Below are 23575 nucleotides of genomic sequence, written 5' to 3'. Positions count from 1 at the left end.
AGTGAGTTGGCTCGACCAAAAACATACAGAACTTGATGCCAAGACGCTTACGCTCCCTTTGGCACTGGAAAAAGAACATCCCCCCCAACTCTACTCGTTTGTAGTTGGCGGTTGCTTTGCGTTCCTAGCCGCCTTCATCATTTGGGCTTCTATCACCTCGATTTCAGAAGTTACGCACGCCAAGGGTCAAATCCAACCCGTAGAAAAAGTGAAATATGTTCAGCATTTGAACGGCGGCAGAATTGAAGAGCTGTTTGTCAATGTAGGCGACAGAGTTTCAGCGGGTCAGGTCCTGTTGCGGCTGAGCCCAACTGCAACCCAAAGCAATCGGGATCAACTGGATATCAGAATGGCCGCCCTTTCCATGTCGCTAGCATCCATAGATGCCCAGCAACGCGGACTGCAAAATCCAGAGTTTGGCAAAGCAGGTGAGAAATACCCCGCGATTGCGCGCACACAGATGGATGCATTTATGTTTGAGCGCACCCGTATCATGCAAGAGCAAGCCAAACTCGCCTCCCAAGTTGCAAGACGCGAACTCGAGCACCAAGCCGCCATTGCCGAACAAAAAAGCGTCGAAAAGCGATTAGCGATTACGCAAGAACGCTATGACGGCATCAAGTCCTTGGTGGAACAAGGCTTCGCACCTCGTCGCGACTTACTGTCTGCGGAAGCCGACCTTGAAGATGCAAAAGCCAGATTAATGTCATTGAAGGCGACGATTGCTACCGCAGCGGAGCTTTCGGCAGAGGCCCAGCTTCAGCTCAGCGAACAACAATCCTCAATCCAATCGCAACTTGCAAAGCAAGAAACGACAGGCCTTTCTGAACTGACTGAAATGGAAGCAGACATGCTGAAATTTCAAGAGTTGGTCGATCAACTCGAAGTGACTTCGCCAATTGATGGGGTCATCCATCAACTAGCATACAACACAGTCGGCTCAATCGCCCGTTCAGGTGAAATCATCGCCAGCATCGTACCTGATGATGGAAACTTAATTGCAGACGTCAAGGTCCGACCAAAAGACATTGGTCACATCAACGTTGGCGCGGACGCACGAATTGCGGTTTCCACCTATGACCCATTTGTGTTCGGCCATCTAAATGGCAAAGTGAAGGCCATATCACCAACAACATTTGACGAAGGTGGGACGCATTTCTTCAAAGTGCAGGTGGCGTTGGAGCAAAATTTCTTAACCAACAAGGGTATCAAATACCCGGTAAACGCGGGAATGGAAGTCACAGCAGACGTATTGACCGGTGAAAAGTCACTCGCTCGCTATTTGCTGAAACCCGTATTCCGCTCTGTTGACCAAGCATTCTCTGAGCGTTGATCACCTAGGCATAGTTTCGCTTTTTCGACATTTTTCCAATGCCGGGGTTCATCGAATTCGTTGGATCTTGCGTTCGGTAGAATTCGGCGAGGTCCGGCTTTGCTGCATACATATGTCCCACATTATGCTCAGCTGGATACTCAGCACCCCGCTCGTTTAGCAGCGACAGCATTTCAACTTTCAGCGCTGCCACGTCTACCCCTTTTTTCACAATATAGTCTTGGTGAAAAACGTGGCACATAAAGTGCCCATAATAGAGTTTGTGCTCAATCTGCGCTTCTATGTGCGCAGGCAGCTCTTCAACCCAACTCATACAATTGCGAGGCAAGGCGATATCCAGCGCCAAAATGTCAGCAACCTCTTTGGAATGCACAGCCTGATAGCGCACGGCAGCTCCTGCCGCTGCAAAGCGATGCAATTCTGCCGTTTTGCCTTCACTTTGCGAACATTCAAAAAAGGCAGTGGTGCCGTTGTTTGAGAGCTCGCCAAGCAATTCACGTGCTTCATCAATGCCGCCGTCCCGCATTTTGAGGATCAAGTGATGCTCAAATTTATCTCGAAATTGCAGCATTCGATCTGGTAGCAAACCAGGCAATATGCGCCCTAAACCATACATGAAACGATCGGTCAGATGTCGAGTTAGCGCAAACTTGTTGAACCAACTATCAAAGAAAGCTTTAAGCGCAAACACTTGCGGCAATCGATCAGTACCCAATTGCTTGATCAACAAAACGGTATCCTTGCCGTACTCCTCCGAAATGTCGAAAATTGTACGATGCATATACTCAGCGCTAATGGGCAAAGTTTCAAATTCACTCAGTATTCGCCGCCGGATCGCTGTGAGATCACCAGCATCGTTGGTACCAATGTAGAAGACTTTCTCTGCCCCTGCCTTTGGATATGTGTCCTGTCGGACAGCAAAGACGGCCAGTTTACCCGCACAACCAGACGCTCCATATAGGCGGCGCTTATCCGCATTGAAGCGCGCAGGACTGGCGGCATTCACATCGCGAACACGGTCTGCATACTCTGTATCTGAAGCCAAACGATTGGTTTGACGCACTGCATCGGCGGGCAACAAACCACTGTCCAAATTTGCCAATATCCGCTCAGGCTCATCCCCCAGCTCTACGTCCAGATTATTGATCAGCTTCAATTGACCATCGGCATCTATTTGAGCAAAAAGCGCCAACTCCGTATATGAAGGCCCCCGCTCAACCAAAGCGCCGCCTGAGTTGTTGCAAACTCCACCAACTATTGATGCACCAATGCACGAAGAACCGATCACAGAATGTGGTTGCCGACCAATGGGGTCCAGCAGTTTTTCCAGATCAAAAAGCGTCGCACCAGCAAGACTTATTACCTGCTTACCATCGTCTATGAGGTGAATTTGATCGATCCGCTTTGTGTTGATTAACACAACTTCCCGATCATAAGTTCCTTTAGGCGTTGAGCCTTCCGTCAACCCGGTATTTGCAGCCTGCATGATGATGATCTTGTCGGCCCGCACCACGGCTTCCAGCACACGCCACAATTCGACAAGACTTCCAGGACGCACCACACAAAGTGCCTCCCCCTCACCCGACCGAAAGCCTTTTCTAAAGCGTTCAGTTTGGCGTTGTTCGGTCAGAACATGGCGCGCACCAACGTACGCGCGCAATTGCGCGATTAGTGTTTCATCACTCATTAGTTCAGTCCTTAATAGGCGACAGCCGGTAACCAGGTTGCCAAGGCGGGCCAAAAGAACACCAGCATGAGGCCCAGCAATTGAAGCAGCACGAAAGGCACCACACCGCGGTAAATATCCATCAGCTTAATTTCAGGCGGACATACCCCTTTGAGGTAGAACAGGGCAAAGCCCACCGGCGGCGTTAAAAACGAGGTTTGCAAAGTGACCGCCACCAATATTACGAACCAAACCAACGTCGGCTCATCAACAACATCAAAGCCCGGTATATCGAGGCCAAGACCCGCCACAATCGGCCGCATCAACGGCAAAACAATCAGTGTGATTTCAATCCAATCAAGCACAAAGCCCAGCAAAAACACGATGAACAAGATCATCAATATCGTGCCGTGCGGACCAAAGCCTGTTGAGCCAATCATATCTTCAATTAATGCATCGCCACCCAATTCTCTTAGAACATACGAGAATACCGTCGCGCCCAAGAAGATCGCAAAGATATAGGCCGTAGTGTTAAAGGTCGACTTGAGCACATTCACAAGTTTTTTCAGAGTGAGCTTGCGATAGCCAACCGCCAACAACGTCGCACCCAGCGCACCAACGCCAGAGGCTTCGGTCGGGGTCGCAATACCCGCAAATATTGAGCCAAGCACTGCCAAGATCAATGCAAACGTTGGAAGCACCGCAATCAACACATCTCTAACCGCTGCCCAGTCAGGGGCCACTGCCCCTTCAGGGACTGGCGCAAGTTTTGGGTTTAGATATGACACAATGAACAAATACAAAAGGTACAGCCCGCCCAAAATGACACCTGGAAACACTGCCGCCATGAACAGGTCACCAACAGACAGCGCCATCTGATCGGCCATGATCACCAGCATGATTGAAGGTGGAATTAGGATACCAAGCGTGCCAGACGCCGCAACAACCCCAGAAGCTAAGCTGCGAGAGTACTTTTGCTGCATCATTGATGGTAGTGACAATACACCAAGCAGCACAACCGATGCACCAATTATGCCCGTAGACGCCGCAAGAATGATCCCAATAACCGTTACAGTAATCGCCAATCCGCCACGTGTTTTGCCGAACAAACGCTGCATCGACGTCATCAGACGCTCAGCCACTCCACTTTCGTCAAGCATTAGTCCCATAAAGATAAACATGGGCAGCGCAACCAATACCGCGTTAGACATTGTAGCGTAAATGCGGTTCACCACCGCGCCCAGAGCCAGATAGTCCAGTCCGGTCAATGTTTCTTCAAGCCCGGTCCAATTCATCGATCCGCTGTCGAACTGATAGGCAATACCACAGAAAATCACACCGACGCCGGCAAGGGTCCATGCCACAGGAAACCCAGTGAAAAGCAAAGCGATAAAACTGATGAACATTGTAATCACCAGCTTTTCTTCTGTGGTTTCCACCAAGAATGTTAGCCCGTATGCAACAAGGCCAAACAGAGCAAGAGAGATGAAAATCAGTCGCAACCCGGAGCCTTTTTGGTCATTGCCCCTATTCACCCAAAGCGCATGCCCATCATGAATCAGTCGTGACACTGCAGCGAATGCCAACAAAACAAAACTGATCGGGATGACCGCCTTAAACGCCCAACGCGCAGGCAATCCGATGGGGCTGCTTGAACGTTCGTTTACACGGAAACTCTCGTAAAAATAGTCAAAGCCTTGATCAATCATCAAATAGATAAATGGCGCCAGCAACGCCAATATTCCAACGACTTCAATAATCCTTTGCCCACGTTTGTTGAGCTGCATATACAGCAAATCAACGCGCACATGGCTGTCTGTCACCATGGCATATGAAATGCCAATCATGGTCACAAGACCATAAAAATGCCATTGAATTTCATCAAGCTTGGGAAAGCTCTGGTTGAGCAAATAGCGGAATAACACTTGCGTGACGATCGCACCAACGAGCAAAACATTCGCCCACATAACAATTGACCCAACGGTTTTTACAGAACGGTCGATGCCAACAGCCACTGGCTGATTGTCCATTTCTGGATGCTCACTAATATCTACATAGGCTGCGACCGGATCAACCGGATCAGTATGTGATTGCGTCATATGCCTCTTCCCCACTCTAAAAGAGGTGCGCGCTCAGTTTAAACGCGCACCAAAGTCTTGTGAGCACCGCAAACGTCTATGCGATGCTCAATCTTGATTTACTTGCGCGGCAAGAACGCATTTTCTTTCCACAGCTGATAACCGTTGCGGAACTCTTTCATATCAGCCAAAACCTTAGCGAAATACTCGTCGCCACCGGCTTTTTCAGCCGCAACTTCTTCCCAAGTTGAACGGAAAGTCGCAAGCATTTCTGGTGACCAAGTTTTGATGTGAACACCGTTGTTCTCAACGTTGTCGATCATCGCATCATGCTGAATGGCTTCACCTTCAGCGAAGCTATCTGCCATAGATGCTTTACAAGCGTTTTCAGTGATCGCTTTGTGCTGTTCACTCATTTCATTCCACTGCGTGCCATTGATCAACAATTCAAACACAGTGGCTTGTTGGTGCCAGCCTGGGAAATAGTTGTATTTCACAAGCTTATGGAAGCCCAAACGCGCATCAATTGCAGGCATTGAGAATTCAGTGGCGTCAATCGCACCCTTCTCAAGCGCTGGGAAAATCTCGCCGCCTGGCAACAGCGAAGTTGCAACCCCGAGCTTTTGCATCACTTCGCCACCCAAGCCGAAGAAACGCATTTTCAAACCTTCAAGATCTGCCGGCGTGTTGATTTCTTTTGCAAACCAGCCAGAAGTCTCCGGCGCGATAATCGCACAGGGAATAACGTGAATGTCGTAGCCTGCCTGATCATACATTTCTTGATAGAGTTTCAGGCCATTGCCGTAATAAAGCCATGCCATATACTCGCCTGCTTCAGGTCCAAAAGGCACAGCTGAAAACAATGGCGCTGCTGGAATTTTACCAGCCCAATAGCCAGCGGTGGCATAACCAGAGTTGATTTTACCAGAAGAAACCGCATCCAAGATTTCAAATGCTGGAACCAATTTGCCTGGCTCATAGACTTTCATTTTCAAAGTCCCGCCGGACATCAAATCAAGTTGCTCAGCAACACGAGGGATCGGTGAGCCCAAACCCGGCAAACTTGTTGAGAACGCGATCGGCGTTTTTAAGAGTACTTTGTCTGCTGCAATTGCGCCACTTGTTGATGCAAGGGCTGCGGCAACAGCCACACCTGCGACTAGCTTTTTCATTGGTTCCTCCTTGATGCCCCTATGGGCGAAAAAATTTCCTGCGATATACAACCCGCAATATTGGTAAATAAACTTGACCTCCTGAAGTTTGTCAAGCGACCATATTATTAGACTAACGAATAGTTAACGACTTGTCATGTCCGGATATTCACATTCATCCATGCGAATTTCCACGCTACAATAGTCAATTAGTCGTTCATTTACAGCAAGTTAGCATGAATCCTTGAATTTTATCCCGCAAACTAAGCACTTGAACTCACATCCGCTTGCGTCCATTATAAGTGGATCATTTATTTTACCGCTGAACAGAGGCATTCGCTTGAGCATTCAAACAGGGATTTTTGAACCCGTCGACCACGCGTCCGTTGTTGACGCCATTGTTGAGCAGATTGAGGGGCTCATTCTTAATGGTGTTCTACGCGACGGACACAAACTGCCTTCCGAACGCGATATCTCCGAGCGTATGGCCGTTTCTAGGCCGAAAGTGCGTGAGGCACTGAAGCGGCTAGAAGACTATGGGCTGATCATTTCCCGGCATGGGGAAGGCACTTTTGTCGCGCCGCTCATTGGCTCTGCTATGTCTCCAGCACTTATTGAGCTATATTCCCGACACTCTGGTGCATTCCTGGACTATTTGGAGTTTCGGCGTGAACAAGAGCAATTTGCTTCAGCACTCGCTGCAGAGCGCGCCACAAAGATCGACAAAGAAATCCTATCAGCGATTATCAGCGAACTTGAAACGGCACACCAAGTCGGTGATTTTGCGGCCTCTGAAGATGCAGACATTAGGTTTCATGTGGCGATTGTCGATGCGAGCCATAACACCCTTTTAGTGCACTCTATGTCTTCGATTTATGCACTGACCCGCCAAAACCTATTTTATAATCGCGCTGTTTTGCGCGCTAAAGATGGCGACGGGGCGAGCGACCTTTTGCTGCAGCAACACCGCGCGATCTATCAAGCCATTATGGATGGCAATCCCGAACTCGCGCGAAAAGCTGCACGCGACCACATCAATTTCGTCGAACGGTCCTATCTTGTTGATCAAAACCGAGACCGTAGGGAACAAATCGCAAAACGTCGTCAAGCACTTCTTTAGGGTCTTCTCACAATAGGTAAATAAACTTGACCTCTATAGCATCATTGCGCTAGCTTGCAGTCAGAATGGTGTTAGGGAGACAATTATGCGCCTCAAAGACTGCCACAATTTTCATGACTTCAGAAAGCTAGCAGCGAAGCGCTTGCCCTCCCCCATATTCAACTATATCGACGGCGCTGCTGATGATGAGATCACCTACCGACGCAATACTGCAAGTTTTGACAACTGCGATCTGGTGCCCAACGTCCTTAGCGGCATCACCGATGTAGATATGTCGGTTACCGTGATGGGGCAGAAGTTGGATATGCCAATTTATTGTTCCCCAACGGCTCTACAACGCTTGTTCCATCACAATGGTGAACGTGCCGTAGCAGCCGCAGCGAATAAATACGGGACGATGTTTGGTGTATCTTCGCTTGGCACGGTCAGCATGGAAGAATTGCGCGAAAAATACGACACACCGCAAGCCTATCAGTTCTATTTTCACAAAGACCGAGAGCTCAACAAGGTCATGTTGCAGCGCGCCAAAGATGCTGGGATTGACGTGATGATGCTCACCGTTGACGCCATCGTTGGCGGCAATCGCGAACGGGACCTGCGCACCGGCTTCTCCATCCCTTTCAAATTAACATTGGGGGGCATGACCCAGTTTGCCATCAAACCAATGTGGGGGCTAAACTACGTCACCCACGAGAAGTTTAGCCTGCCCCAACTCGACGATCATGTTGATATGAGTGGCGGTGCGATGTCCATCGGCAAGTATTTCACCGAAATGTTGGATCAGTCCATCTCATGGGATGATGTGGCTGAAATGGTCAAAGAATGGGACGGCCAGTTTTGCATCAAGGGTATTATGTCCGTTGAAGACGCAATCAAAGCCGCGGACATTGGCTGCACAGGCATTATTATTTCCAACCACGGCGGCCGCCAACTCGACGGATCGCGTTCATCATTTGACCAACTCGAGGCCATTGTCGACGCAGTCGGTGACCGTCTGGACGTGATCATGGACAGCGGCATCCAACGCGGCACACATGTTTTAAAAGCCCTTGCTCTGGGCGCAAAAGCTGTGGGCGGCGGGCGCTTCTACCTATTCCCCTTGGCTGCCGCTGGGCAACAAGGCGTAGAACGTGCACTCGAACTCATGCGTGCTGAAATTGAGCGCGGCATGATTTTGATGGGCGTCGATACCCTAGATAAACTCACCAAAGACAAGCTCCTGTTCCGCTAGTCGTCCGGTAGGCCGAACATCGAACAAAAAGCTTCGCTTTGCGTTTCAGTAAACCCATCTTGCCCTGAACGCGACAAAAACATAGCGCTAATGTTCTTCTTGTTCGCAAAATCCAATGCCTTTTTAAGCCCCATCACCTGAAGGGCTGTAGCAAGAGCATCTGCATGCATGCAGTCTTTATGAGCTACCGTTACACACAAAATGTCGGTTTGAACCGGCAAACGCGTGCGCGGATCAATTGTGTGTGAGTAAATTACATCGTCAATTTCAACAAAATTGCGATAGCCCCCTGAGGTCGCCACACCAATGTCTTTCACATCAAGATAGCGATAGATCACCCGACGATCCGGGATCGGCAGCTCAAGCCCCAAGCGCCATGGGCTGCCATCAGCAGCGGTTCCACTGGCAAAAACCTCACCAGCAATTTCAACTAGAAAATCAAAAATACCGACACATTGCAGCACATTAGCGATTTGGTCGACACCATACCCCTTGGCAATTCCGCACAGATCAATTTTGACATCCCCATGCTTGATTGCTTTGCCACGAGCGGCATCTAATTCTATCGACGATAACCCATCAGGCCGCGTGTTGGGCGAGAATATTTCTGCAGTCGAAGACCGATCAGAAGGACCAAATCCCCACTTATCAACGACATCAAAAACGGTTGGGTCAAACGCTCCGCAACTCTGGTGAGCCATTTCAATCGCCGTTTTTAAGACAACCAGCATTTCGCGAGGCAGCTCTAACCAAAAACCACAAGGAGCGGCATTAAAGCGACAAATGTCAGAGCGCACTTTATATGTCGACATTTGCTGATCAACCTGATCAACGACGTCAAATATCCGTTGTCCCAGTTGCTCAATATCACGCATATGTGGATTGGCGATGGTTACTTGATATGCAGTACCCATGGTTTGCCCACCAAGTTGAACCATTTGAAGTTGATCGTTTTTTAAACGCGCTTGCATAGCAATTCCTAAAAAAATGCTGGCGAACCAATGGCTCGCCAGCATCCGCTTTATTTAACTGCAGCTTCGATCAGAGCGACTGCATCTGTGCCGTTTAGCAACTCATTTGCCGTCGCAATTTCAGCCGCGGTTGTGTCAAAACCGTCTTTCAACGTCGCATCGGCACCAGCAGCCAACAGCAATTTGATATTGTCTGTTGTGTCGCTTTTCAGTGCCGCATACATCAAAGCGCTCGTCTCATCGCCATCAACAGCGTTAACATCAGCACCATTGTCGATATAGGCCTGCAAAAGAGCGGCAGGCTGATTAGAACGCGCTGCTTTGGTCAGCACTGTTTCGCCTTTGGCACTTACCACTTTGGCGCTCGCTCCAGCTGCCAACAAAGAGGCGACTATACTATCAACCCCTTTGCGATCACGACCTGCCGCCAGCAACAGCGCGCTATTTCCAGCTTTGTCCGTAGCGTTGACGTTTGCGCCTTGGGCGATCAAGAAATCAACAACTTCTGGGCTATTGCGCACCACTGCATTCAATAGGGCGGTACCGCCAGCATTATCTGTTGCATTCACATCAAGACCAATTGACGCAAATTTCTCAACCACCTCAAGACTATTGCGTGTTGCCGCAATCGCCAAGGCATTGCGCCCTTCATTGTCGGTCGCTTCAGGTGCAAACCCTTCTGCCAACAAATAGTCAATGACTTCCAATGATCCATTACGATAGGCAGCCAACAATAGAGCGTCATTGCCGTCTTCATTTTTTGCTTGAGGGTTTTCGCTATAAGCTTTCATAGCCTTAACAACATCAACTGATTTATTGCGGTAAGCTGCCAGCATGAACGCATCTTCGCCCTTTGTTGTTTTGCTGGATAGGTCACCACCTGCCTTTGCCAACAACTCGATGGTTTCAAGATTTGGGTTAAAATAGGCCGCGCTCAGCGCCGCATCACGACCCGCTGAATCTTTTTCCGCTGGGCTTAAACCCAATTCGATTAGCCTTGCAAAAACAGCCGGATCTTCCTGTCCAAATGCCGCATAACCCAAAGCATTTCGACCGCTATCATCAAGGGCTTGAACATCAGCGCCCTGCTCAATCAAAAAGTTCACAGATTCGAGCGTGCCATTGCGCGCTGCCCAAAAGATCGCAGGACGTTCATCGTGGCCAGGTCGGTTAACATCAGCACCCTGAGCAATCAAATACTCCAGGACCTCAATAGGGGCTTGGGCGCGAATAGCTTGAATAAGTGGTGTAAATCCATTGCTCGTGATCTGTGTTACAGAATGCCCCTCGCCAACGATTGCCTCAATTGCAGAAAGGTCTTTGTCTTTCCAGAACTTGCTATCCAACATTGGGTTTTCATCAGCATAGGCAGAGCTTGCCGCCATAATGGCAACGAGGGATGCAGCTGCGAGTAAACGATTAATCATTGAATTCATTTGGACATTTCCTTTGTATTCGTCCCTATAATGCGCTTCAAAGGCGCCTCTTTTGGCCTAATAGGTATCTTCACGATAACGACCAGACCGTTTGAGCTCGGCAATACTGCTGCCTGCCTCAACAGCAATTATTTCCAACTCATGGCGCACCCCCTGCGCCATTTTAGCGCCACCACAAACCATGATGGTGGCCCCACTTCGTATTTGATGAACAATATTGTGCGCCTGCTCGCGCACCCGATCCTGCACATAGCCGCCGCCTTCAACGCGCGAAAAAGCAGGGTAGAAATTCTTCAAGAACTTGCCAGCCAACCACTTCGGAATCTGCGTGCCGTAAAGATGATCGACACTTGGGTCACGGTTTCCCCAATATAGATCCACCGGAACATGTTTCATGTTGTTGCGGATCATCCCTGCAAATGGGGCTATGCCAGTCCCCGCACCAATCATAATGACCGGTTTGCGCCCTTTGGTCGGCATGTGAAAATCGGCGTTCTGCTCTATGTGGAATTCAATTCTTTCGCCCAAAGCCAGATTGTTCAAATAGGTTGAGCAAACCCCACCATCTTGACGGGCAACACAAATCTCCAAACACTTCTCCCGTGCGCAGGAACCCACAGAGTACATCCGCGCGCGCGCATCACCTTTGGGGTAGATTGACACCAAATCACCGGCATTGTGCGTGGGCACAAAATCACAGCCATTTTCACCCGCAATGGGACAAAACCGCAGCACAGCCGTTGGCGCTTGCAGTTGAGCACCAAACACCTCTTTGTTTTGCAACGCCAACTGGTATGTGCGCGGTTTTGGCGGTGAATAATCAAGCTCAAAATCTAGGTTGAGCGCCTCGGCAAGTTCATGTCCCCATCGCGAAAAGGATTGCGCAGATTTGCGATCGACGTCAGCCAATTCAAGAATTGAGTTTCGTCCAGACGCACGCAACGCCTGATCAACTTCTTGTGCAAAGGCGCAATAACGTGGAAAAGACTTGTCTCCAAATCCTAACACGCAAAACCGCATTAGGTGATGGGCATTCAAATCCCGCAATCGCTTTACAAAACGGTTGGCATTCTGCGGCGCTTCACCATCGCCGTAAGTTGCGGCCAAAACGATCAGGTGGCGCCCATTAGGGTAGGCCGCACGCATATCGTTTATCGCTCGTATGTGCACGATTGCACCAGCAGCCGCCAACGCCGCGTGTAGCGCTTTTCCAAAGCCCCATGTCGACCCATTTTCCGACCCGACAAGAATTACGATCTCAGCGTCTTTTGCCGCAGAATTGTTTCTTATTCGTCCCATGCCTGAGCGCATGCGATTAAGCCAAATCACAAATCCAGTTAGGGCAAACGCTGGCACACTAACCACTGCAATTCCTGCAACAATCCCCCAAGGTGCCAAGCCTTCAGCGGTGTGCAAAAGCGTGAACAAATCAAAGATCCGTTGCGCAAATGAGCAGGGCTGAGATGACAGCAATTCGCCCGTAAACTGATCAAAGAAAAGATTTGAATCGTGGGTTTTCACCGCAAAAACATCAAACCAGTCTTCTGGGATGGGGAATATGATTTCCCGAACATCATTGAGCGCAAGTTGTTTCAAGCCATCAAGCTCATAAGGCAAAACCGGATCCAGTTCCTGCAAACTCTCGGGGTATGCAGGCGGCACCTCATTACCAGATGGCACAAAGCCCATTGTCACGGCGCCCAAATATGCACCAGATACGCTGGTTATAACCAATGGCAAAATGAATAAACGAGAGAACAACACATGCAAGCGTTCGGGCCAACGCCCTTTGATGGGGGAGAAGAGCAATCGCCAGCCCCCCATGCGCCGCACAAGTACAAAAATACCAGAAAGGCAAAGAATGCACATAATGACCGCGCCAACAAAAACCACTGACCGCCCCACAAACCCAAGCAATAGCGACCGGTGAAAGTCACGCATAATGGCGTAGACTGGGTGCAGTTTTTCTTCTTTCGCAAGCTTTCCAGTTTGCAAATTTAGGTTCGATTTAATCCCCCTGCCATATTGTCGACCACTGATCAAAACTGCTCCGGACGGGGCAACCTTTATCCGCTCAATCTCAAGTTTTTTGTTGTGCAACAGCGCAATTTCAATTGCATCCGCAACCGAATACCCCGCCAATGTTTGGGCTTCAGGACGCAACGTATCTGCCAGTGGCAACGTGGCCAAAACAGCCCCGGATACCGAAAGAACAGTTAGCAAAACTGCTGCCGCCAAACCAAAAATGGAATGCAGATTACGCCACATATGTGTCACCAAAATTCTAGATTAAAACTTTACGCGAAGCTCGCGCACATACCCGGTTCCAGCAACACGCTTGCCAATTAGGTCGGCACTCAACTCTGCTTCCACATCAGCGCTATGGTTTTCAAGGTCTTCTACTGCTGTCTCAACGCGCAGTTTGTAACCGGCGTTGAACAGTTCATCTGCGATTTCCACTTTAACAATAGAGCGGTCGCCCGCCGCGGTGCTGGCCCCCGTAATCGCATCAATATCTTGCGGTTTACGCGACAGATATTTCCACCAGCGCGGCATGTCTGGATACCAACGTTCTTCTGGTCCGGATACGTACAATGTGCGCTCGTAGCGCCCTTCTGGGTTGACCAAATAGAGTGCAAAATATGCCTCATCACCCACGTAATTATTCAACTGCACAAGAACTGTTGCTTCTTTCGCCTCAGCGCGAGGTGCAATGCCAAGAGCGGCTCCAAACAACAAAGCAGACGCTACGCCCAGTCTCAGTGCTGCTTTAAAATCGGACCGCCCCAATCGATCTGAGTGGCTAAAAAAGTCCATCATCTATCTCTTTCCTTATTCAATATGCTCAACGCACTTTAATATGACTTTGCGACTCATATTAATTGCCAAGTAGAAAGTCAACGTATTTTCAATAACTTAGAACGATTCTAAAAAGCGCATAAAAAAACACCGATCCAAACGAGTTGGACCGGTGCTCAAGGAGGAGGGTTGGGAAGTCTTATTCTGATCGCAGCATTCCCATTTACTGCAACAGTTTGCTAGCCGCCTTCGCCCGCACGATCTGCATTTTTGCGCCACTTTGAATAAAGCGGCATTAGCATCGGCACAAACAAAGTCAGAACTGCAATCACGAGAATGGTAAGGGTCAATTCACGCTCCCACAGGAACGACCAACTATCGTCGTTAATCAGCAATGCACGGCGCAAGTTCTCTTCCATCATACCGCCCAAAATGAACCCCAAAATCATGGGTGCCAGAGGGAAGTCGAGAAGCCGCAACACCACTGCCGCAATAGCAAAGATAATCATCAATTGAATATCAAATGTATTGAAGCTAACGAAATACACGCCAATCAGTGAGAAGAACAAAATCAAAGGCAACAAGAACCGAGACGGGATCGCCAAAACCTTTGCGATATAAGGGATCAAAGGCAGGTTCAAAACCAATAGAATGATATTGCCAACCCACATCGACACGATAACGGCCCAAAAAACTTCTGGGTTATCGATGTAAAGCCGAGGACCAGGTTGAATTCCATAGCCAATCAAAGCACCAAGCATAATGGCAGTCGTTCCCGAGCCGGGAATACCCAACGTCAGCATTGGCACAAACGAGCCTGTTGCCGCAGCATTGTTTGCGGTTTCAGGTGCGGCCAATCCACGAACTGAACCTTTACCGAACAACTTGCCCTTTTCAGAGCCCGCTAGTCGTTGCTCGGTGCCATATGCCAAGAAGCTTGCAATAGTTGCACCAGCGCCCGGTAGCACACCGATCAAGAAACCTAAGATCGAGGATCTCCCGATAACCGGCGCCATTTCCTTCACTTCTTCTTTGCTGATTTTCATCGAGCCCAAATTAGCAGAAGCTTCTTTTTCTTTCAGGCGACTTTCATCGTCTTTTGGTTTCAAAATCGCCATCAACGCTTCAGAAAGCGCGAATGTCGCCATCACCAACAACAAGAATGAAACACCATCAAGCAAATCAATCATACCAAGCGTAAAGCGCTGAATACCTTGAGTTTGGTCGGTACCAACAGTGGATAGCATCAACCCAACGATCGTCATCAACATGGCTTTTAAAACATTGCCCTGCCCCGCAAACGCCGCAACTGCCGTCAGCCCCAATACCATCAAGGCAAAATAGTCAGTTGAATGGAACGATAAGGACACTTTCGCCAAGAATGGCGCAGCAATCAGCAACAAAATTGCCCCAACAACACCACCAGAAAACGAGGAGTAGGCCGCAATCGCCAATGCTTTACCCGCTTTGCCTTGCTTGGCCATTGGGTAACCATCAAACGACGTGGCAACCGTACTCGCCACCCCCGGCGCATTGATCAGAATTGACGACGTTGACCCGCCAAAAATCGCGCCATAATAAACGGCAGCCATCAAAATAATGCCTGCCGCCGGGTCCAACCCTGCTGCAACCGGGATCATAAGTGCGATCGCGGACATAGGGCCAAGACCCGGCAACATGCCAATGAATGTCCCCACAAGACATCCAGCGACAACGAAACCCAAATTCATCGGTGTAAGGGCAGTGGTTAGCCCGATTAGAATACCTTCAAGCATTGCCCATCAACCTCTCAAAAACCATGGTAGCGGCTCAAGAAACACGCTCAACCCGAGCGTCATCAGCGCCCAAAATGCAATGGCAATTGGAACCGAAACCGCCAAAATCAACCAAGCCTTGCGTTCACCCAACAACCAAAAACCCACGCCCAAAAGGATGGAAGATGAAAGAATGAAACCAAACGGTCGAATAGTCACGCCGTAGAACGACATCAGTGCAAGAAAGGCAATAACGGTGAACCAATTCTTGCCGGACAAATCCAAAAATTCTTTGGGCGATGGCAGTACAACAATGGCGATGGAAAGCCCCACCCCCAATATGGCCAGCACTTCTGGCATGGTGCGCGCATGAAACGCTGACTGCGCTTGGAATGGCAACAAAGGAATGCGCTGGCTCAGAACTGCGTAGGTAACGCAAAAAGCCAACAACAATAGGCCGCCTATCCTTCTGTTGGTAAAAAACACGATGAGCCTCCCGACTGATCTAAAAAGAAACGCTCGACCTGCGAGCGTTCCAAAGACGAAATTCGCCACAAGTCTGATCGCAGCTACAAAGAGCCGCGATCAGTTTAACCCCAGAGCCTAGAGGAAGCCAAGCTCGCGCATTAGGCCACCAATTTCTTCTTCTTGAGCTTCCAAGAAGCTCACGAATTCGGCGTCAGCATTGAAGATTTCAACCCAACCGTTACGGTCACGAACTGTTGACCATTCGTCGGTGTCATACATCTTTTCAAGAGCTGTAATGAATTGTGCCTTCTTCTCATCAGACAGACCTGGTGCCGCGAAAAATCCGCGCCAGTTTACAAACTCTGTGCCCGGTGAACCAGCTTCCGCACAAGTTGGTGTGTCAGGTGAGGTAGACAAACGCTCTGGCGACGTCACACACAAGATGTTCACTTCGCCTTGGCGCGCAAGCTCAATCGCTTCACCAAACCCAGTGGTCAATGCAGCAATTTCACCAGACAACAAGCCAGCCATCGCTTTACCACCCGCATCATAAGGGATGTATTTCACGTCGATCGGGTTTGCGCCCGCATTCTTCATGATCAATGCCGCAATCAAGTGGTCCATACCACCAGCAACCGAACCGCCGCCAATGGCAACAGATTTTGGATCGTTGGCATATTCAGCCAAGAATTGTGGCATTGAAGCGATAGTTGAATCCTTGTGAACAACAACCGCGCCATAGTCACCAATCGTGCCGGCAATCGGGGTCAAGTCACGGAATGACTGGGGGAAAACCCCTTGCAAAGACCGGATCACGATTGGCGTTGAATTGACCATCAAAGTGTCTTGGTCGTTTGTCTCAATAATGTGCGCGATGGCTTTGCCGCCGCCGCCGCCTGACATATTTTCATATGTAGCACCGCCAACAAGACCAGATTTGGTCAACGCTTCGCCAGTACCGCGCGCTGTGCCATCCCAGCCGCCGCCGGCACCACCAGGAATAAGGAATTTGATTTGATCAACAACTTTGTGCCCGTCTGCCATGGCAACGCCAGCAGCGCCGAGCAAAAGTGAAGTTGCCGCAATTGCAGCTGTGATTTTTTTGAACATGAATGTCCTCCCAAAAAGTCTCATGAAACCGTTAACCGGTTCACTTTGCATGGCACCACGCAAAACTGACACCAACCTGTCATGAGAGAGCTTGGAAATTTAAATGATATATATCAACAAGTTACACTTCTATAGACTATTTCAATCTATCCAACCGCTCGACCAACTCTGCGACTCGCGCCGCATTATCTGTCGCCAGCTCACCGTTTTCCATTTGCAAGTTGTTCTCAAAGCCAACGCGGCAGTCACTGCCATTTTCAGCTGCATGCAACAAGCAAGTGGTTTCACGGGGTCCAAATGCGCACGTCATAAACTTCCCGGTATGCGCGAAAGGAGACTCGAGAAAACCTCCAAAGAAAGGATCAAAATGTTGCGGGTTTGACAATTGACCTGCTGTATATCGTCCCAGCACAAACAAGAAAGAAGGCGCCTCGCACGGGATTACCTTTTGGTCCACCATCTGTTCAAAATATTGCAGCTCAGCCGGGTCATACAAGATGTGCTGCACCTCAATTCCCGCCCCCATCACCTCGTGATAAAAAGCTGCAAGCTCAGATTTATCGTCGTGCGCACACAATTCGCTCAACCCGATGGAGACCATTTTCGGCTCAACCTGACGAACAATTGCCATTTGCTGCGTTGGCGTAAAGAGCCCAACAGCTTCCGTTGTGATTTGCACATCCATCTGTGGGACATGGATATTTAGCTCCGCGATCAGCTCCTTATAAAGGCCAGCGTCAAGTACATGCTGGCCTTGCGCGCCGCGCACGTGTGCGTGAATACCATCTGCACCTGCCTCAAAGCAGCTTTTTGCTGTTTCAACAATCTCACCGATTGTCATTGGCAATTGCGGATGATCGTCCTTGTTCCGTCTAGCCCCATTGGGCGCAACCAAAATGTAAGGTCTCTTCATCAAGCTGCTGCTTGCTCCTCAAACACGCGCTCAAGTGTCGTCGTCAGGCGCTCGATCAACAAGTGAACGTGCTCATCTTCATAAATGAATGGCGGAGCGAGTAATATGTGATCGCCGCTCTTGCCATCTATAGTGCCCCCCATTGGATAGATCATCAATCCTTCAGTAAAGGCAATCTTTTTGGCCCGCCCTGCTATATTTAAACTTGGCTCAAATGGCACTTTTGTTTGGCGATCTTTCACCAATTCAAGTCCCCAGAACAGCCCTTTACCTCGAATATCTCCCACATGCGGATGTTGTCCGAATGCTTTGTGCAAACCTGCTTCAAGCTTCGCTCCCAACTCATTGACGCGAACAAGAAGCTGTTTGCTTTCAATTTCCTCAATGACGGCAAGACCAGCAGCACAAGCGGCGGGATGCGCCAAATAAGTATGTCCATGTTGAAAGAAACCACTGCCCTCTTTAATGGCGGCGTAAATCTCACCAGAGCAGATCATGGCCGCCAAAGGTTGGATTCCTGCAGCAATGCCTTTGGCAATACAAATCATGTCTGGCTTTATGTTGTAGTGGTCAGAAGCAAAAAACGTGCCTGTGCGCCCACATCCAACCATCACCTCATCCATGATCAAAAGCACGCCATATTTGTGGCAGATTTCTTGAATGCGATCGTAATAGCCTTCGGCAGGCAAAACAGCGCCCATTGTTGCCCCAACAATCGGCTCTGCGATGAAAGCTGCAACACTATCCTCGCCCAACTTTAAAATCATTTCCTCAAGCTGGTTCGCCACCCGTTGACCATAATCAAATTCGCTTTCACCTGGCTCAGCAAACCGCCAATAATGGCAAGCATCAATATGCACCATCGAAGGCACCATAAGCGGTTCAAATTGCGCTTTGCGCCACATGTTGCCACCGGCAGACAATGCACCAAGCGTATTGCCATGATAGCTTTGTTTGCGCGCAATTATGTGTCTGCGTTGCGGCTGGCCAATTTCGAGGAAATACTGACGCGCCAATTTGATCGCACTTTCAGTTGCCTCAGATCCACCTGAAACAAAATACACACGCTCCATGTTGTCCGGCGCATATTCGACCAGCTTGTCGGCCAATCGCTCCGCAGGTTCCGAAGTAAAAAACGAAGTATGCGCGTAAGCGATCTTATCAAGCTGCAGTTTTACCGCGTCCAAAACCGGCTTAGCCGAATGGCCCAAACAAGACACGGCGGCACCGCCACATCCATCCAGGTATTTCTTTCCGTTGGCATCAAAGAGCCAAGGCCCATCGCCAGATACGACGACAGGAGGGTCCACGCGGGAGTGGCGTGGAAACACATGATCTGCACACATTTTTTTGTTCCGCTGATGCGTTCTTTTATGTTGGTCTGACAACAAAAACCGATTGCTTGGCATGCCGCACAACGCGAGCAGCGTTAGGACCAAGCAAATAGTCTTTGAATTCAGGTCGATGCGATCCCATAACAATCAGATCGCATTGAATTTTTGCGGCGTACTGCAAAATCTCATCATAGATCGTGCCGTGCGCCAGATGCAGTTTCACCTGATCTGGGTTTGTGCATTTATCCCGCACAAAACTCTTTAAGGCTTCACTTGCTGCGCCTTCGGCTTTCTTTTCGAACCCCTCAGGGAAGTATTGCGAAACGGCGGGCAAGCCGAAAGTGGGCAACACGCTCATAATGGTGAGCTTGGCGCCATAGTCTCGCGCAATTTGCTCGGCGGCTGGCAAAGCTCGATCCCAAGAGCTTTCTTGGTTCAGATCGATTGGCAACAAAACAGATGTAAACATCAATGCTCTCCTTATTAAAATGCGGGTTGAGTTTGCCGACGGCGTTGCAACATGATCACAAAGCCCAGCAGCAATAGAGCCGGCAGGTAAAACACCTGTTTGGGCATACGTTCCGCAGCCGTTTGTACAGATTTAATCTCCACAGGCTGATCCATGTAGAAATCAAACTCGCCCAAAGTTTCAAAATATGGTGTGCCAGGGAATGGCTCATCTAGCTTTACAACCTCGCCCTCGGGCAACAGTGTCAATCCCACAGCGGACAAGCGCGCGGCACCGTCGCCTTCGACCGTAACCGGCAAGACAACCGTCACATCTTTTGCTTCGCCCGTATCAAAATCAGGCCCACTAACAACAATTCTAACATCGCTGCCAATTGGTGCCTTGCCCACAACTTCTTCCAACTGTGTTGGCGCTGCGTTTTGATATGGCGGTTGCACATAGTCCAAAAAGAACCCAGGGCGGAACAGGGTGAAAGCGATAAGGATGAGCAACGCAGATTCCCATTTGCGAGACTTCGCAAAGAAATAGCCCTGCGTTCCCGCTGCGAATAATAACATCGCCACAGTCGCCACAATGAAGACAATTATGCCATCAATCCAACCCACGTTAATCAACAGCAAATCCGTGTTGAAAATAAACAAGAACGGCAGTGCAACTGTGCGCAAGCTATAGAAAAACGCTGTAAAGCCAGTGCGAATGGGATCCCCGCCCGAAACGGCAGCCGCCGCAAAGGACGCGAGCCCCACCGGGGGCGTAACGTCCGCCATTATCCCGAAGTAGAATACAAACATGTGCACTGCAATCAACGGCACAATAAGGCCATTTTGCGCACCGAGCTCCACAACGACACCCGCCATCAACGAAGACACAACGATATAGTTCGCGGTTGTGGGCAGCCCCATGCCTAATATCAAGCTGATCACACCAACGCACAACAACATGATGATGAGATTGCCGCCGGACAAGAATTCGACCAATTCCGCCATCACTTGGCCAACCCCAGTCAGGGTTACAGTGCCAACAATAATACCGGCAGCAGCCGTTGCCACACCAATACCAATCATGTTGCGCGACCCAGCAATCATGCCAGTGATCAAATCATCAAAGCCATCTTTAAACTCAGCGGCAAAATTGCCTGTTTTGCGGAAGAAGGCTTTTAGCGGCTTTTGGGTCAGCAAAATCACAATCAACAAAGAAGCAGCCCAAAAAGCGGACAGGCCGGGTGATTTTCGCTCAATCATTAAGAACCAAACAAGGACCACGATAGGCAAGATGTAGTGAAGCCCAGTTCCCTTTACGTCATCATAGGCGGGCAGTTTCACAATTTCAGAGTTTGGATCATCTATGGCCAAATCAGGTGCACGTGCAGCAACGGCAACCATTCCAACATAAATGACCAACGTGGAAACAGTCAAAATGATCGAGGCACTTTCACCGAACAAATCTCGCATCCAGCCGATGCCGTAGTAAATGCCAAAGCAAAGCGCACCAAACACGGCGAACCCGATAAAGGTCGACAACAATTGTTGGATAAAAGTCTTTGTTTGCTGCACGGGTTTTGGCAGTGCTTTCATGCCTTTCTTTAGTGCTTCCAAATGCACGATGTACAAAAGCGCTATGTAGGACACTACAGCCGGCAGGAAGGCGTGCTTAATCACATCAACATACGGAATGCCGATATATTCAACCATCAAGAACGCTGCAGCCCCCATTACCGGCGGCATAATCTGACCGTTCACCGAAGACGCAACTTCAACCGAGCCGGCCTGCTCTGACGTAAAACCAACTCGCTTCATCAATGGAATAGTGAATGTGCCCGTAGTTACCACATTGGCGATCGACGAACCCGAGATCAAACCGGTCATCGCAGAACCAACAACAGCTGCTTTTGCCGGGCCGCCGCGCAGGTGACCAAGCAGCGAAAAGGCGATTTGAATGAAGTAATTGCCAGCTCCAGCCTTATCCAAAAGCGAGCCAAACAACACAAACAAGAAAACAAAACTGGCCGACACCCCCAAAGCGATGCCAAACACACCTTCAGTGGTGAGCCACATGTGGCTCATGGCTTTGGAAAAGCTAGCGCCCTTCCAACGGATCACGTCTGGTATGAAGCTTTCGGAGCCAAAAAACACATAGACAAGAAAGATCAGTGCGACGACTGCCAGTGCAGGCCCGAGTGCGCGTCTTGCAGCTTCAAGCAAAATCAACATCCCGGCCCCTGCCATGACCAATTGATATGTTTCAGGCAGACCTTGCGCGCCCGTATTTGCTAACGTTTCATAAGCATAAAAGGCAAAACCTGCGCAAAGGGCGCCAGTTAAACCCAATACCCAATCATATATGGGGATGCGCGTCCGCGAACTGTTCTTAAAGGCGGGATAAGCCATGAATGCCAAGAAGATGGCGATGGCCAAGTGCAAGGAACGGGTTTGCGTGTCGTTCAACACCGGAATAACGCGCCCAATAGCGGTATAGGGAAGAGGCGAAGCGATCCAAAGTTGAAAAATGGCCCAAAAAAGAGCTATCCCCGCGATCAGTTTTCCGACCGGTCCTGCCGGATTGCGCGCACCGCTATCGGTCGCAGCAACCAAATCTTCCAATTCTTCGTCGCTCAATGGCGCATTCTTATTGTTGACGTCGCTCATGTGCCCCTCCAATGATTCCCCAATACATTCCCCCAAAATGGGGAAAGGCGGCACCAATGGTGCCGCCTCAACATTACAGCTTACATGCCGTTTTCAGAATAGTACTTGGCGGCACCATCATGAATTGGTGCTGAAAGGCCGTCTTTTGCCATTTGCTTGGGGTCAAGATTTGCAAACGCAGGGTGCAAACCACGGAACCCATCAATGTCGTCAAACACCGCTTTTACAACTTCGTAAACAATGTCGTCTGCAACTGCAGCTGAAGACACGAATGTCGCGCCAACGCCAAATGTAGTCACATCGTCAGGATTGCCGCGATACATGCCACCTGGGATTGTTGCAGTCCGGTAGAACGCATTGTCCGCAATCAATTTGTCGATCGCTTCTCCAGTTACGTTCACCAACACAGAGTCACATGATGTTGTGGCTTCTGAAATTGATCCAGAAGGGTGACCAACTGTGTAGATCATTGCATCGATTTTATTATCGCAAAGTGCTTGCGCTTGCTCAGATGCTTTCAGCTCTGAAGCCAAAGCAAAGTCGCCTGTTGTCCAACCCAATGCGTCCAACACGACATCCATAGTACCGCGTTGGCCCGAACCTGGGTTACCGATGTTTACGCGTTTGCCTTTGAGATCTTCAAAGTTTTTGATGCCAGCATCTGCACGCGCAACAACGGTAAATGGTTCTGGGTGAACCGAGAATACAGCGCGAAGGTCCGTGAAAGGTCCCTGCTCTTCAAATTTTGAAGTACCATTGTAAGCGTGATACTGCCAATCAGACTGCGCAACACCAAACTCCAACTCGCCTGCACGAATAGTGTTGATGTTATAGACTGAACCGCCAGTTGATTCCACAGAACAACGGATTTTGTGTGTCGCACGGTTCTTGTTGACCAGACGGCAAATAGCACCACCTGTTGGATAGTAAACGCCGGTTACACCGCCCGTACCAATTGAAATAATGCGCTGTTCCTGTGCAATTGATGCACCTGACAATCCAGCAACCATAGCCACACCAAGTGCGGCACTCATGATCATCTTCTTCACGTCGTTTCTCCCTTTAGACGTTTTTGGTTAGTTCATGCCAATCTGGCA

Annotated in this window: 18 protein-coding genes; 3 read left to right on the top strand and 15 right to left on the bottom strand. The window is 49.5% G+C overall.

Going from position 1 to position 23575, the window contains the following annotated elements; all coding sequences use genetic code 11:
• The first annotated feature begins 1 nt into the window (after nucleotide 1).
• Nucleotides 2-1333 carry an HlyD family type I secretion periplasmic adaptor subunit gene (locus O4H47_RS09170; protein WP_269393681.1) on the top strand — a complete coding sequence of 444 codons (1332 nt, stop codon included), beginning with the start codon at nucleotides 2-4 and terminating at the stop codon, nucleotides 1331-1333.
• 4 nt (nucleotides 1334-1337) lie between these two features.
• Here O4H47_RS09170 and dld read toward each other — a convergent pair whose 3' ends face one another.
• The 3 genes from dld to O4H47_RS09155 form a co-directional block, all read right to left on the bottom strand.
• Entirely contained in the window at nucleotides 1338-3020 is a 1683-nt protein-coding gene (gene dld / locus O4H47_RS09165) for a D-lactate dehydrogenase (RefSeq protein WP_269393680.1), read from the bottom strand.
• Between the two features lie 11 nt (nucleotides 3021-3031).
• The gene (locus O4H47_RS09160; RefSeq protein WP_269393679.1) at nucleotides 3032-5098 is read right to left on the bottom strand and encodes a TRAP transporter large permease subunit; all 2067 of its coding nucleotides are present in this window, start codon (nucleotides 5096-5098) and stop codon (nucleotides 3032-3034) included.
• Between the two features lie 98 nt (nucleotides 5099-5196).
• Nucleotides 5197-6249 (bottom strand): TRAP transporter substrate-binding protein, encoded by a 1053-nt coding sequence (locus tag O4H47_RS09155; protein WP_269393678.1) that lies wholly within the window; start codon nucleotides 6247-6249, stop codon nucleotides 5197-5199.
• 319 nt (nucleotides 6250-6568) lie between these two features.
• Between O4H47_RS09155 and O4H47_RS09150 the strand changes: the two genes are divergently transcribed.
• Complete coding sequence (locus O4H47_RS09150; protein ID WP_269393677.1) at nucleotides 6569-7348, top strand: FadR/GntR family transcriptional regulator; 780 nt, start codon at nucleotides 6569-6571, stop codon at nucleotides 7346-7348.
• An 85-nt stretch (nucleotides 7349-7433) separates the two neighbouring features.
• Nucleotides 7434-8579, top strand: a complete 1146-nt coding sequence (locus tag O4H47_RS09145) for an alpha-hydroxy acid oxidase (RefSeq protein ID WP_269393676.1) — start codon at nucleotides 7434-7436, stop codon at nucleotides 8577-8579.
• Here O4H47_RS09145 and O4H47_RS09140 read toward each other — a convergent pair.
• The 12 genes from O4H47_RS09140 to O4H47_RS09085 form a co-directional block, all read right to left on the bottom strand.
• On the bottom strand, nucleotides 8576-9550 hold the full coding sequence (locus O4H47_RS09140; RefSeq protein ID WP_269393675.1) for an FAD:protein FMN transferase: 975 nt from the start codon (nucleotides 9548-9550) through the stop codon (nucleotides 8576-8578). The two genes, O4H47_RS09145 and O4H47_RS09140, sit on opposite strands and share 4 nt — an antisense overlap.
• A gap of 50 nt (nucleotides 9551-9600) precedes the next feature.
• On the bottom strand, nucleotides 9601-10986 hold the full coding sequence (locus tag O4H47_RS09135; protein ID WP_269393674.1) for an ankyrin repeat domain-containing protein: 1386 nt from the start codon (nucleotides 10984-10986) through the stop codon (nucleotides 9601-9603).
• Nucleotides 10987-11043: 57 nt separating this feature from the next.
• Nucleotides 11044-13254 (bottom strand): PepSY domain-containing protein, encoded by a 2211-nt coding sequence (locus O4H47_RS09130; RefSeq protein ID WP_269393673.1) that lies wholly within the window; start codon nucleotides 13252-13254, stop codon nucleotides 11044-11046.
• A 21-nt stretch (nucleotides 13255-13275) separates the two neighbouring features.
• The gene (locus O4H47_RS09125; RefSeq protein WP_269393672.1) at nucleotides 13276-13806 is read right to left on the bottom strand and encodes a DUF2271 domain-containing protein; all 531 of its coding nucleotides are present in this window, start codon (nucleotides 13804-13806) and stop codon (nucleotides 13276-13278) included.
• Between the two features lie 218 nt (nucleotides 13807-14024).
• Nucleotides 14025-15560 (bottom strand): tripartite tricarboxylate transporter permease, encoded by a 1536-nt coding sequence (locus O4H47_RS09120; protein WP_269393671.1) that lies wholly within the window; start codon nucleotides 15558-15560, stop codon nucleotides 14025-14027.
• Nucleotides 15561-15566: 6 nt separating this feature from the next.
• Nucleotides 15567-16025 carry a tripartite tricarboxylate transporter TctB family protein gene (locus O4H47_RS09115; RefSeq protein ID WP_269393670.1) on the bottom strand — a complete coding sequence of 153 codons (459 nt, stop codon included), beginning with the start codon at nucleotides 16023-16025 and terminating at the stop codon, nucleotides 15567-15569.
• Between the two features lie 117 nt (nucleotides 16026-16142).
• On the bottom strand, nucleotides 16143-17117 hold the full coding sequence (locus O4H47_RS09110) for a tripartite tricarboxylate transporter substrate binding protein (RefSeq protein ID WP_269393669.1): 975 nt from the start codon (nucleotides 17115-17117) through the stop codon (nucleotides 16143-16145).
• A gap of 136 nt (nucleotides 17118-17253) precedes the next feature.
• Complete coding sequence (locus tag O4H47_RS09105) at nucleotides 17254-18030, bottom strand: 3-keto-5-aminohexanoate cleavage protein (RefSeq protein ID WP_269394373.1); 777 nt, start codon at nucleotides 18028-18030, stop codon at nucleotides 17254-17256.
• A complete protein-coding gene (locus tag O4H47_RS09100; RefSeq protein WP_269393668.1) occupies nucleotides 18030-19376 on the bottom strand; it encodes an aspartate aminotransferase family protein in 1347 nt (448 codons plus the stop codon). The genes O4H47_RS09105 and O4H47_RS09100 overlap by 1 nt, the downstream gene beginning before the upstream one ends.
• A 25-nt stretch (nucleotides 19377-19401) precedes the next feature.
• Nucleotides 19402-19833, bottom strand: a complete 432-nt coding sequence (locus O4H47_RS09095; RefSeq protein ID WP_269393667.1) for a universal stress protein — start codon at nucleotides 19831-19833, stop codon at nucleotides 19402-19404.
• 14 nt (nucleotides 19834-19847) lie between these two features.
• Nucleotides 19848-22478: a TRAP transporter permease gene (locus O4H47_RS09090; RefSeq protein ID WP_269393666.1), complete on the bottom strand. Its 2631-nt coding sequence runs from the start codon at nucleotides 22476-22478 to the stop codon at nucleotides 19848-19850.
• Between the two features lie 80 nt (nucleotides 22479-22558).
• The gene (locus O4H47_RS09085) at nucleotides 22559-23518 is read right to left on the bottom strand and encodes a TAXI family TRAP transporter solute-binding subunit (RefSeq protein WP_269394372.1); all 960 of its coding nucleotides are present in this window, start codon (nucleotides 23516-23518) and stop codon (nucleotides 22559-22561) included.
• Nucleotides 23519-23575: the final 57 nt, after the last annotated feature.

It is taken from the genome of Maritalea porphyrae, assembly GCF_027213965.1.
Classification (GTDB): domain Bacteria; phylum Pseudomonadota; class Alphaproteobacteria; order Rhizobiales; family Devosiaceae; genus Maritalea; species Maritalea porphyrae_A.
This window is presented reverse-complemented; position numbering and strand designations above follow the sequence as displayed.